The sequence below is a fragment of the Halothiobacillus neapolitanus c2 genome, assembly GCF_000024765.1.
GTDB lineage: Bacteria > Pseudomonadota > Gammaproteobacteria > Halothiobacillales > Halothiobacillaceae > Halothiobacillus > Halothiobacillus neapolitanus.
Genome location: NC_013422.1, coordinates 1974462 through 1987322, shown reverse-complemented (window position 1 = coordinate 1987322; position 12861 = coordinate 1974462). Strand labels below are relative to the sequence as shown.

The window sequence follows — 12861 nt, the reverse complement described above, 5'->3', positions numbered from 1 at the left end:
TCGTTAATGTCGGCAAGCGATTTTCACAGCCGCCTGCTCGACTGGTTCGATCGGCACGGCCGGCACGATTTGCCCTGGCAGCATCCCAGGACACCCTACCGCGTCTGGATCTCCGAGATCATGTTGCAGCAAACGCAAGTGGCGACGGTGATCGGGTATTTCAATCGATTCATGCAGCGCTTCCCATCGTTGGACGTATTGGCTGCCGCACCGGTGGATGAGGTGTTGGCGTTGTGGTCTGGACTTGGCTATTACGCCCGCGCCCGCAATCTGCACGCCGCCGCGCAAATCATGGCGCAGCAAGGCGTTCCAGAAACGCGCGCCGGTTGGCAGGCATTGCCTAGTGTAGGGCCTTCCACAGCCGCTGCGATCATGGCGCAGGCATTCGATGTGCCGGAAACGATTCTGGATGGAAACGTTAAACGCGTGCTGGCACGCCATGCCGGTATAGATCGTCCCATCGAGCAGGCTTCGACTATTCAGGCGCTGTACGAAGTTGCCAAATTACATACGCCGCAGACCCGCGTGGCCGATTACACGCAGGCTATTATGGATCTCGGTGCAACCCTGTGCACACGCCATTCGCCGGGATGCTCGGCTTGCCCCGTTTCTGCGGACTGCGTGGCGTTCGCGTCCAATCGGGTTGAATCCTTGCCCGTTCGGCGCAGGCGTCAACCCGTGCCGACCCGTCGTGCTGTCTTCATGGCGATCGAGGATGAAGCGGAACGCCTGATGCTGATTCGCCGTCCTCCGACGGGGATCTGGGGTGGGTTGTGGTGTCTGCCCGAGTATATTCCCGCCGATGACTGTGTGTCGCAGGAACACACACTCGATTCGGCCGTTTCAGGTAAACAGGCGAAAGATAATTCAGGCCAGCAGTCGATGCTTTCGATACATCGGCTGAAACAGCGCGGCCCAACTTCGCCCTTGACAACATTCGAACATCGATTCACGCATTATTTGCTCGATGCCCGCATTGATCACATGGTGGTTTCTCGCACATCGAGCGTCGAGGACAATCCCGATGTGCTCTGGTTGCCATTGATTGAGTTGGCAGCGCGCGCGCCGCTTTTGGGGTTGCCCAAACCAATGAGCCGTTTTTTGTCGGACTATCCGGCGCTGAAGTCATCCCAGAGTTCATGCACGCCATAAACCCAATTAAATAGGAATTTATATGAATGATCGCGTCGTATTTTGTGCTCGTCTGCAATGTGAAGCCAAAGGGCTGGCTAAACCGCCTTATCCGGGCGAGTTGGGGCAGCGGATATTCGAACAGGTTTCCGAATCGGCCTGGTTGGCCTGGCGTAGTCATCAGACCATGTTGATCAACGAGTATCGCCTGTCGCCAATCGATCCGAAGGCCAGAAAATTTCTTGAGGAAGAAATGGAGAAATTCCTCTTCGGCGGCGGAGAGGTAACTCAGCCCGAGGGCTACGTGCCGCCGTCAGGAGACTGAGTCAGCAGCAGCGGCTGATTTGACATGAGAGAGATGTGCGAGGGCGGCACTGTCCGCTTCTATTTGGATGATCTGCCCATGTTCATCGAAATCGAATGCCAGCACTTTGCCTGCCTGAGCTAGTTCTACATCAGTGCGCTCAATTAAGAACGCCTGACTGATGGCCGTTCCGATAATTGAGGGCGTCGGTTTGGTACTTTCACTTGGTTTAATTAAAGCGTTGTATTCCAAATTGTCTTTTGCAAGATAATTTTAGTATTACCTTAGTCAAATTTTGCGCCTAAAACAAAAAAATCCCGTCAAGCACTGGCGGGATTGTGATGAGGGAACGACAAGACACTTCTTAAATCGAAATCTTCGATTCAGTCAAAGGCGCCCTTCTTGAATAATTAGTGAAGGATGTGCTCATTACAAAAACCAAATCAGCTGCTTTGGTTTTTTATCGTTGAGCATCCCAACAAAAGTTATTTCGCGCTGGCTTGGTTGCTGGCGGTTTCTTTTTTGCCATCACAGGCATAGTAATCCGCGAGCATGGCAATCTCCTGATCGGTCAGGGGCTTGGCGAATTGGCTCATGCCTTTGAAGGTGTCGTTGTTACGATGTCCTTCGCGGAACATTTCCATGGTGCGGATGAAGTAGTCTCTTGGCATGCCGCGCAGAGCCGTGGTTTCGTTGACGCCGCCCTGTCCGTTGGCGCCATGACAGGCGGCGCATGGGGTAATCAGGCGTTTGGGATCACCAACCGTAACCAAGGATGGTGCCGGCTTGGACAGGCCGTTGGGGCAGGGCAATGGTTGATCGGCGTAAAAAGCGGCTAGATCGGCCATGTCTTGCTTGGAGAGCATCTTGGCCACGACGACCATGATGTGCGCACGATCATCTTCGTTGCGCAAATGGCTCTTGTAATCCAAAAGCTGCTTGTAGGTGTATGCCGCGCTTTGTCCGGTCAAAGAAGGCCAGTTATTGGTGGTCGACTCTCCCTTTGCGCCATGACAGGAAGCGCAAAACATCGTGCTGTGCAGTTTCTCACCGGCGGCTACGTCGCCTTTCGGCATGTCGCGTTGCGCTTCGGCCCAGGTGGTGGGTGTCCACTGAACAATATCGTGCGCCGTGTGCTCGGCGGCCACGGCCAAGCTCGCACTGCCAAGACTTAACAAAAACGCCAAAGTGATTTTTTTCATTATGCTTAACTCCAATTCGCCCGTCGCCTCGGTTGGAGCGGCGGGTGAAACTCAGAAAAATAGGATTAACCGCTGTAGGCCACCCAGAGACCAATGGCGAAGTACTGAATAATCCACACGGCCAGCAGGGAGATGCCGATCGTGCCCATGCGATTGACCATCGGTGAGGCGACATACATCCCTTTGGTTTGCCCCGCTTTCCATGAAACGGTGAGCAGGTACGCCAACACGGCGCCGCCAATGGCCGCAAAGGTTAGGAAGAACATCAGGGTGCTGTACCAATCCATGTGCAGTTTGTAGTCGAGCGCGTTGTAGCCATGGACGCCATACAGCGTGACCCAACGCAAGGCTTCACGCATAGCGCCGACAACAATCAACGCCACCGCGCCGACTGCAAAAGGAACATAGCCCCAGAAACCCGTATCGAGCTTTTTGTTCAGCACAAAGGGCACGGCGACCGCGAGCAGGAGCATGGCAACGGTGATGATGGACCAGAAGCTAAGCGCGAAACTTGCAACGTTTTGGTCCAGGGTAGCCATCCAGCCGGCATACAGCGCCAAGGCGATGATGCCGCCAATGCTGATCAGCGGCATGGCCAGCCGACGAACGAAGGCTAAGTAGCCTTGATCTTCGTTTTCACGACCGAGCAGGTAACGACGGTAGGCAATCAGCCACAGGCCGATAACGGGCGCAGACAGCGAAATAAAGAAGCCAAAGCGCCAGAAATTGTAGGCATGTAATGCGCGTCCTGATGCGTCAACAATGCCGCCGGGGGCGTACCATTCCATCCACTTTTCCGGCTTTAACATCTGCACCGATAGGGCATGCATGATGAAGCCCACAACCAAGAAGAACGCGATTGCCGCCAGCATGGCACCGGGGCAGCGGGTTTTGGGCTGGGTTTTCATGCTTGAATTCAAGGCGTAGAAGGTAAACAGCAGCAAACTGCCGATTATCAAAAACGCGATGAACCCGATCACCCACCAAGCCGATAGCACGTTGGAGGTGTACCAGAACGGATCGTAAATAACCTGCACGAACAGCAAGGGCGCCACGCCTAACACGATGGCAACGGAAACCGCGATTTTTGCGGTGCTGACCATGGCATCGGCCAGGCGGCGCCAATGCGGGTTTTTGTTCAGCGAGCCGAATAAAGTCAAACCTGATGCGCCCAACAGAACGTGGACGGCTGCAATGTGCAACGCCCAGGTCAATACGCCTAAAAGCAGGAAGATAATGGGCGCAGCCGGAACCCCAAGGGGGTCGCGCAGCGCGTAGAGCATGGAAGCGTCCATCGGGTTACTCCTCTGAACCAGTAGTTAAGAAAGAAACATGCGCGCGGGCAACGGGCGATGCGGCTGTTTTATCGTCGATGGCTGGCAGCACTTTTTGCGGTGCATCCGCTGTTTTGCTGTTTTCTTCGATATAGCGCGCGACGACTGTCGGGTCAGCCAAACTGGCTAAATACAGCGCCAGTGCTTCCGCTTCTTTGTCTTGCAGCGGGATTTTTGGCATGTACATGGTGTTGCCGGTAGCCAGTGCGCCCAAGAGATACGTCTTGATGCGTGGGATATCGGTCATGCCGCCAAAATAGCCCGCAATGGGACGGATGCCGGTAGGCGAGAGCGAATGACAGTTACTGCAGGCGGCGATAGCCAGCGTACGGCCCACTTCATGCGCGTTGTTGACTGTGATATCACGCTGCGTTTCTGGCCAGAAAACCGAGGCGTGCGTAAAGCCGACTTTTTCCAGCGTTGGGATTTCCGATTTGATCGTCATGCCGGGCACATCTTTGGCGATGACCTGATTCGAGTACAGGTACTCACCGGCCACGAACGGTTTGCGTGCCGATTCGCGAATGGTTTCACCGGGGAACAAGCCCAAGATCAAGATCGACAGGGTGGCAAAACCGGCAATCGAGGCCGTCAACATGCGCGGCTTGAACAGCGTGAATGCAAAGTACGCAATCGTTGACAACAAGACCGTCAAAATCGCCGTGCCGTAATAATCCGGAATGCGATTTTCCATCACAATCTGGGCTTGGGCGGGCAAGGTGTTGAGATACCAAGGGTAAAATGCAATACCCACAACCGTTGAAACAATACCCAGAACGGCCAAGCGGCGAGCCAGCCAGGTTTTGAACACCTGATCTTTCAAGCCGGCAACCACAATGCCGCCAACTACCGCTGTCATGGTGAACATGAAGGCAATTCGAATGGCCAACTGAGCGAAGGTGTTATCACCATAGAAGCCCAACAGATAACCACCTTTTTCGGCCCAATCCGGCATGCCCGGTTCCATCATGAACGATAGAATGCCGACGATGGCCAACATGGTGGCAAACGAGGCCATGCCGAAGGTAATGGCAATGCGCAGGTAGGTGGCTTTATCCACTTTGCCGACGAGGTACACCATCATGTACACGCCAACGACTTCGATGACGAAGAATACCCATTCGGTCGCCCATTTCCAGACGAAGTTATGGATGAGTGCCGAAATGCCACGCGGGCTGCCGACCGTAGTCGAATACCAAATGCCCGGGCCGGTAATCGAACCCAGAATGTAAGAGAAGACCAGCAGGAACAGGCCGTATTTCTTAATGAAATCGAGCAGTTCCGGCCGGTCGTCACGATAGCCTAAATAGGCCAGATAAGTGAACAGTAGGGCCGCGCCAACGGCGGTGTGTGAGAAAAGCACATGGATGGTGGCGATGATGCCGATCACCCAGCCGCTGCCGATACCCGGTTCGTACCAGGTGGGATATAAACCAATTAGGTCCATCGTATGACTCCCGTCTTTTAAGACTGAAAAGGGGCTTTGCTTGGGTGAGGTTAACGACCCATCACGAAAGGCTTGCCCCTTTTTTTTATTTTGCTTTGTCGGTAACAGGTGACCGCAAAGACCCCTTCATCACGAAAAAATGTCTTCTGTGAAACTCTTCATCCAGGCATGCAGATAAACCGCCGACAATTGGTATTGCGCATCACTTGCTTTGAATGGCAGATAACGCGGATAGTCATCGCGTGTGATGACGCCGTTCTTGAGGCGGAAGAAATCCGCAACGAACATGCCATAGTCGTCTCGGCCCGCCAGTGCGTAACAGGTGTTCTGGAATGCCGGCTCAATCGGTTCTTGGCCTGCCAGCAACGCCTTGATCTGTAGCGCCGCAACTTTGGCTTGGCTGTTGGCCGCGTAGCCGGATTTAGGCATTTGGCCTGCAATGCAGGCATCCCCGATCACATGCACATTCGGCTGGATGGTAGATTCGAATGTTTTTTGATCGACGGGGCACCAGCCGGATTTATCTGCCAAGCCCATGTCCAGAGCGATTTTTCCGGCCTTGAGCGGCGGAATCAGATTGATCATGTCGGCCTTGAATACACTCACTTCGGTTTCAACGGTCATCGTGGCGGGGTCGATTTTGACTACGCGGCCGCCTTCGTCGGCGGTAACCCACTGGATTTTTCCGTGCGTATCGTATTTTTTGAATGTGGCGCGTTCCTCGGCGGTATAACCCTTGAAGCTTTCTGGCAGATTAAAACCATACAGCCGGTTCCATGCTTGCAACATGGTGCGATCGACGGTAAAGCCGTTTTTTGGGTCAAGAATGATGACTTTGGCGTTCTTATCGCCGCGATTAATAAACCACTGGGCGATCAGGCCGGAACGTTCGTACGGGCCGGGCGGGCAGCGATAGGGATTTGGCGGCGGGATGACCACGACCGTTCCATCGACCGGTACGGCTTGAAGTTGTTTTTGCAGTGTGAGCAGTTGGTCGCCTGCATCCCAACCGTGGACGATTTTCGATTGTGCCTCGTTCGAATCCATGCCGGGTATCTGGCTGTAATCGAACGAAACGCCCGGCGCTACGAGCAAACGATCGTATTTAAGGGTTGTACCGCCAGCGGTTTTGACTTCACGTTTGTCGTAATCGACGCCGGTGACGGTATCGAAAACAAAATTAACCCCATGTTTGTTTTTGAGATCATCGTAGGAAATGGTGATGTCGTTCATCCCGATGCGGCCAACAATCACTTCGCTCGAACCGTAGGGTCGCTGGTATTCCTTGTTTTTCTCGATGATGGTGACGTGGGTTTCTGGTGAATACATTTTCATGTATTTGGCGAACGTAGCTCCACCAACGCCGCCACCAATCACAACGACATGAGGCGCGTCTTTGGCGACTGCCGAGCCTGCACCAAACGTTGCGGCCGCTGCGGTTGCCGCGGTAGTCAGTTTCAGGAAATTACGACGATTCATTGTGTTCATGCTCGGCCTCACTTCGCTTCAGTTGCGTCTTTAGGGAATTGGGCGAAATACGCGGCCATGGCCTGTATTTCCTCCGCCGAAAATGCTTGTGCCAGCGGTCCCATGACCGTTGATGGACGAGAGCCATCGGCAAACGACTTCATTGCAGTCACAAACTGGGTCGGCGGCATGCCGGCCAAGGGCATGAATGCGTTGTTTTGCAGATAACCTTGCGTGCCATGACAACCGGCACAGGTTTGCGCGAGCATGGCGCTGCGGGGGGATTGAGCAAGGTTATTTGCTGTTTCTGCCGCAGCGGTTTGGGGCAGAAGAGCAAGACCGAGAGCGGCGCCCAGGATTCCTGTAAGCGAGTAGTTCATGTCAGACATACCTCTTTGTTGGAGTTACTCGATGAGTCGATCGCGCATTGGCTTGCTTTGCCAGAAAGCTTGCCCGGTTGAAATTGCGACCTGATTGCCCCGATCTGCTCATCCATCAGAGATTATTTTAGATAAGATTTATTTATTAATAAAGAAAAATATCGACAAAATTCTATTTATGACAATTCGGATGGCTGGGCGTCGAAAATCGCCCTTTCCCCCATTATGTATGGTTTTACGTGCTATTTATTGACTTCGATATTCATGAGGATATTTGTTGTTAGCGCGACGTGATGTCGGTTGATTGGGTTCTTTACGGGGATTGCTATAGATATTTCTTATAATTGAGGTGGGGTGGTGCTGTGCTCGGATATCCCGAGATACACCCTTTGAAATGTCGTGGTGGCGTTATTCAACGCACCCAAAAAATAAATTCAGTCGTTTGCTGAACAAGCATGAGGGGCACTATTGGGAAGTTAGAAAAACCCGTCATTCCCGCGTAGGCGGGAATCCAGCGCCTTGATTTTTCTGGGTTCCTGCTTTCGCGGGAACGACGAATCACGGGTATTTCGAGGTGCCCTATTGCAGGTGAACAGCGTCTGGTGTCAGCGGTGGTGCTGGGCGGTTTTTTTGGTGAAAGAGGGGGGTAAGCAGCTGATTTTATGAGCATTTCGGGTGCGAGTGGTTGTATACCCTGTCAATCAGTCACAGCTCGGTGGTAATGGCATTCAAGGTTTGATGTCACGATCAGCACTGAAAGAAGCCCCGATGTTCGGGGCAATCAGTAAAATGCTTTTGAGCGTTTGAGCCCAGGGTGCTTAAGGGATGAATTATGCGACGAAGCAGTGCATTTTATTGCAGTTGATGCGCGCTCAATCCAGCGGAGGTAGCTCACCGTCATGCGTGGCGCTGGATTTCATGGTGTTCTTTGTGGATGCCTGCGCGGCAGAGGCTCGGAGTTCATCTTTCCCCGCGCCAAAGTTCATCCGCCATTCCAGGTTGGCTCGGCTGTCTGCTGCTTTTAACGCTTCTTCGCGTTCGATGTTGCCGGCCTTCCATAGCGCGTGCAGAGACATGTCGAAAGTTTGCGAGCCTTCCAGTTCGTTTTTCTCCATGGCTTCTTTCATCTCGTCAATCTCGCCTCGTTTAATCAGATCGGCGATGAACGGTGTATTGACCATGATTTCAACGGCCGGCACACGCATCCCCTGGCTGCCGATGACAAGGCGCTGGGAGATGATTGCGCGCAGATTCAAGGAGAGATCCATCAATAACTGATCTCTCGATTCCGGAGGGAAGAATCGAATGATTCGGTCCAGTGCCTGATGAGCATTGGTCGCATGAAGCGTCGATACGCATAAATGACCGGTATCGGCGTAGGCCAGTGCATGTTCCATGGTGGCCTTGTCACGCACCTCGCCGATCATGATGACGTCTGGCGCTTCGCGCAGTGCTTCTTTCAGAGCGGCGGCGTAGCTGTGCGTATCGACACCGACTTCGCGTTGGTTGACAACGGAGTTTCTGTGCCTAAAGGCGTACTCCATCGGATCTTCAATGGTCAGGATGTGTCCGGGCCGCGCTTCTGCCCGGTAATCAATCATGGCGGCGAGCGTGGTTGATTTGCCTGAGCCGGTGGCACCCACCACCAAAATCAATCCGCGGCGTTCTTCAACCAGTTTTTCGATGACTTGCGGGAGATTGAGGTCGGCAATACGCGGGATTTCGCTCTTGATAAAGCGAATCACCATGGACCATTCGCCTCGCTGCATGAAAATGTTGACGCGGAATCGGCCAAGGGACGGGCGGCTTAATGCCAGGTTGAGTTCCAGATCGCGATAGAACGCATCAGTTTGTTCGGGGCTGAGGATGGATTTTGCATAACCCTCGACCTGGCCCGGCTTGAGCCGTTCCTTGCCGATGAATCGCAATTCGCCCTGAATTTTGACCGCAGGCAACGCACCGGTACTGAAATACAAGTCCGAGCCTTCCTTTTCAGCCAGCAGCTTCAGAAAGGGGTCGAGAGCGGATTCGTTCATTTTTGCTTCCTTACAAAATCGTCGGGCTGGACGACGATACTATGATTTGTCTATTTGATCATTTTGGCGCGTGGGCCAGGCGATGGCTATTTGGAAAGGGAATCAATCATCACTTTCAACGCGCAATTGATCGTTCCCATCCTCGAAGTCCTTCGGTAGGCCGCGACGACTGTGCAGTTTGATATTAAGGCGAAGGTCGTTTTGTGAATCCGCATTGCGCAGGGCTTCCTGGAAGGACACCAGGCCTTCGTCGTACAGATCCAGCAACGCTTGGTCGAAAGTTTGCATGCCGTGTTCGCGGGAGCGTTTCATCACTTCCTTGATTTCGTGCACGTCGCCCTTGAAGATCAGGTCGCCGATCAATGGCGTGTTGATCAACACTTCGACCGCTGGAACGCGGCCGTTACCGTCTTCCTTGCGCAGCAGCCGTTGGGAAACAACCGATTTCAGGTTCAGGGAAAGGTCCATCAGCAGTTGATGGCGACGTTCTTCCGGAAAGAAGTTGATGATGCGGTCCAGTGCCTGATTGGTGTTGTTGGCGTGCAGCGTAGCCAGGCAAAGATGCCCGGTTTCGGCGAAGGCAATGGCATGATCCATCGTTTCGCGATCCCTGATTTCGCCAATCAGGATGACATCTGGCGCTTGTCGAAGGGTGTTTTTCAACGCCGATTCGAACGTATCGGTGTCCACGCCCACTTCACGCTGGGTCACAAGGCAACCTTTGTGTCGGTGCACGTATTCAATCGGGTCTTCGATGGTAACAATGTGGCCTGCCGAGTTTTCGTTGCGGTAATCGAGCATGGCAGCAAGCGAGGTCGACTTCCCCGAGCTGGTCGCGCCAACGAAAATCACCAAGCCACGTTTGGTCATGGAAATGGTTTCGAGGATTTCTGGTAATAACAATTCGGAGAATTTGGGCACGTCGGATCGAATCATCCGCAGAACCATCCCCACACTGCCGCGCTGCATGAACGCATTGACACGGAAGCGGGCGACACCGGGCAGAGAAATCGCGAAATTCGCTTCGCGCGTTTCTTCAAACGAGGCGATCTGCTTGTCGGTCATGATCGACCGAACCAACATTTGGGTATGGTTGGTCGACAAGCTTGTTTCGGTCAGGTGGGTGATTTCCCCGTTGATTTTTGCACTCGGTGGGGCGCCTACCGTTACGAATAGGTCGGAGGCATCAAGCTCCACTGCTTTGCGTAATAAGCCCTGAACGTAGTTAGCTGCTTGCTGGCGATCCATGAATGCGCGTTCCTTGGTGTGTGGATATAACGTCTTTGATCTTAGTGAAGAAGTTACATGAAGTCCGTTTTGTTTTGTGCTCTGGCACGGGCTTCGTCTTTAGCGACCAGCCCGCGTTTGACGAGCTGCTGCAAGTTCTGATCGAGTGTCTGCATGCCCTGTGTTTGGCCGGTTTGAATGGCCGAGTACATTTGGGCGATTTTGTTTTCACGGATCAGGTTACGAATCGCCGGGCTGCCCAGCATGATCTCGTGCGCAGCAATCCGCCCACCACCGATTTTCTTGAGCAGTGTTTGGGAGATTACAGCGCGTAGTGATTCTGACAGCATCGAACGAACCATATCTTTCTCCGCAGCGGGGAACACATCCACCACGCGGTCGATGGTTTTGGCGGCAGAACTTGTGTGCAAGGTCGCAAACACCAGGTGGCCGGTTTCCGCTGCGGTGAGCGCCAGACGGATGGTTTCCAGATCGCGCAACTCGCCGACCAGAATCACATCGGGATCTTCGCGTAAGGCCGAGCGAAGTGCCGCATTGAAACTGTGGGTATCGCGATGCACTTCACGTTGGTTGATCAGGCACTTTTTACTGTTGTGAACGAATTCGATCGGGTCTTCGATCGTCAGAATGTGGTCGTTACGATTATCGTTGATGTAATCGATCATCGCGGCCAGAGTCGTTGATTTACCGGAACCCGTCGGGCCGGTGACCAGCACGATGCCGCGCGGAAACAGGCACAAATCCTTGAACACACTTGGCGTGGCCAATTGTTCAAGAGATAGGATTTCACTGGGAATGGTTCGAAATACCGCAGCCGCTCCGCGGTTCTGGTTGAATGCGTTAACCCGGAAGCGAGCCACGCCGGGAAGTTCGAACGAAAAATCCACCTCAAGATTATCTTCGTATTCCTTGCGTTGCTTGTCGTTCATGATGTCGTACACCATGGCGTGCACGTCTTTGTGCTCCATAACGGGCACGTTGACTTTGCGCACATCGCCGTCGATCCGCACGCGAGGCTGCTCACCGGCAGACAGATGAAGATCTGAGGCGCCGTTTTTTACTGAAAACGTAAGAAGGGAATCAATACCGCGTTGTTCTGCCATGATCGAAGGTCCTTGTGTGCTAATCCTTAAAACAATCCCCCAATAGGATGCTATCGGGGGCTAAGCTCAGTCTACTTGAGGTTTGGTCAGGCCATTTTGGTCTAGCCAATGCGGACTGTACCTGAACTTTCTCGCATTTGTCTGCATAGGGCTAGGGATTCTGTTTTCTGCTGCAAAGGTAACGGGTTCGTCGCACTTTTTGATGCGCGAGCCACTGTGATGCAAAATGCCCGAAACATGCAAAAGATCAAGTTCCCTGTGCTTTATGTAACAAACCAGATCACAAAATAAATCGAACCGTCGCGGGGTGCAACTTGAATTCACTACATGAGCGCTTCTCCAGTATAAAAAACCGTATCGAACGTGCATCACATGCTGTTGGGCGACCCGATGGCTCTGTGGTTTTGATCGCTGTCAGCAAGCGACAAACGATTGAAGCCATGGCGCAACTGGCCAGCCTGGGGCAGCGTGATTTCGGCGAAAGCTATCTGCAAGAGGCTTTGGATAAGCAGTCGGCTCTGGCTGATCAGCCGGTTGGAGCATCGATAGTCTGGCATTTTATCGGGCCGATACAGTCCAATAAAACACGAGGAATAGCCGAGAATTTTTCTTGGGTGCATAGTGTGGATCGACCTAAAATTGCGCAGCGCTTAAACGACCAGCGCCCGATCGAATTGCCACCGCTGAATGTCCTGATCGAAGTCAATATCGATGGCGAAGCCAGCAAGTCGGGCGTACTGCCCGAGCAGTTGCCTGGGATGGTAGACATCTTTCAAAATCTCCCTCGCTTGAAGCTGATGGGTTTGATGGCGATTCCTGCGCCGGGCTCCTCTGACGGATTTTGTCGCTTGGCCGCACTCAATGCCCGTCTCGAATCACCGCTTCCGGTTCTGTCCATGGGGATGAGTGACGATTTTGAGGCGGCCATTGCGGCAGGCAGCACGCATGTTCGTGTGGGTTCGGCCTTGTTCGGTCCTCGCCAGTAAGCGGGCGAAACATGGTACTTTTAGGCACGATTCAACCTGTCCTCGCTGAGTGTTTCAGAGTGCGCTCGTGTAGCGCTGTGATTTCCCTTTTAAATGCCGCGATCCTGTGACCGATCGTAATAGAAGGCTTTTGCTTGATAATAAAGTCAGAAGTCCTGTGCATTCAGCCGATGAACAGATTTGTTGTGCGCTCCCTCGATGACCGTGTTGATGCGTGCTTCGA

At 53.2% G+C, this 12861-nt stretch carries 12 protein-coding genes; 3 read left to right on the top strand and 9 right to left on the bottom strand.

Going from position 1 to position 12861, the window contains the following annotated elements:
- The first annotated feature begins 6 nt into the window (after positions 1-6).
- Complete coding sequence (gene mutY, locus HNEAP_RS09200; protein WP_012824706.1) at positions 7-1152, top strand: A/G-specific adenine glycosylase; 1146 nt, start codon at positions 7-9, stop codon at positions 1150-1152.
- A gap of 22 nt (positions 1153-1174) precedes the next feature.
- A complete protein-coding gene (locus HNEAP_RS09195; protein WP_012824705.1) occupies positions 1175-1456 on the top strand; it encodes an oxidative damage protection protein in 282 nt (93 codons plus the stop codon).
- Here the strand turns inward: HNEAP_RS09195 and HNEAP_RS12730 are convergent.
- The 9 genes from HNEAP_RS12730 to HNEAP_RS09155 form a co-directional block, all read right to left on the bottom strand.
- Complete coding sequence (locus HNEAP_RS12730) at positions 1445-1687, bottom strand: hypothetical protein (protein ID WP_133484643.1); 243 nt, start codon at positions 1685-1687, stop codon at positions 1445-1447. The two genes, HNEAP_RS09195 and HNEAP_RS12730, sit on opposite strands and share 12 nt — an antisense overlap.
- A gap of 233 nt (positions 1688-1920) precedes the next feature.
- On the bottom strand, positions 1921-2637 hold the full coding sequence (locus HNEAP_RS09190; RefSeq protein ID WP_012824703.1) for a c-type cytochrome: 717 nt from the start codon (positions 2635-2637) through the stop codon (positions 1921-1923).
- Between the two features lie 65 nt (positions 2638-2702).
- Entirely contained in the window at positions 2703-3932 is a 1230-nt protein-coding gene (locus HNEAP_RS09185) for a hypothetical protein (protein WP_012824702.1), read from the bottom strand.
- Positions 3933-3936: 4 nt separating this feature from the next.
- Positions 3937-5418: a hypothetical protein gene (locus tag HNEAP_RS09180; protein ID WP_012824701.1), complete on the bottom strand. Its 1482-nt coding sequence runs from the start codon at positions 5416-5418 to the stop codon at positions 3937-3939.
- Between the two features lie 129 nt (positions 5419-5547).
- Positions 5548-6906, bottom strand: a complete 1359-nt coding sequence (locus HNEAP_RS09175) for an FAD-dependent oxidoreductase (RefSeq protein WP_012824700.1) — start codon at positions 6904-6906, stop codon at positions 5548-5550.
- A gap of 8 nt (positions 6907-6914) precedes the next feature.
- A complete protein-coding gene (locus tag HNEAP_RS09170) occupies positions 6915-7265 on the bottom strand; it encodes a c-type cytochrome (protein WP_012824699.1) in 351 nt (116 codons plus the stop codon).
- Positions 7266-8137: 872 nt separating this feature from the next.
- The gene (locus HNEAP_RS09165; protein ID WP_012824698.1) at positions 8138-9301 is read right to left on the bottom strand and encodes a PilT/PilU family type 4a pilus ATPase; all 1164 of its coding nucleotides are present in this window, start codon (positions 9299-9301) and stop codon (positions 8138-8140) included.
- A 102-nt stretch (positions 9302-9403) separates the two neighbouring features.
- Entirely contained in the window at positions 9404-10549 is a 1146-nt protein-coding gene (locus HNEAP_RS09160) for a PilT/PilU family type 4a pilus ATPase (protein WP_012824697.1), read from the bottom strand.
- 53 nt (positions 10550-10602) lie between these two features.
- Positions 10603-11652 carry a type IV pilus twitching motility protein PilT gene (locus HNEAP_RS09155; protein ID WP_012824696.1) on the bottom strand — a complete coding sequence of 350 codons (1050 nt, stop codon included), beginning with the start codon at positions 11650-11652 and terminating at the stop codon, positions 10603-10605.
- 314 nt (positions 11653-11966) lie between these two features.
- On the opposite strand from HNEAP_RS09155, the gene HNEAP_RS09150 reads away from it, so the two are divergent.
- Positions 11967-12638 carry a YggS family pyridoxal phosphate-dependent enzyme gene (locus tag HNEAP_RS09150; RefSeq protein ID WP_012824695.1) on the top strand — a complete coding sequence of 224 codons (672 nt, stop codon included), beginning with the start codon at positions 11967-11969 and terminating at the stop codon, positions 12636-12638.
- Positions 12639-12861 lie beyond the last annotated feature (223 nt).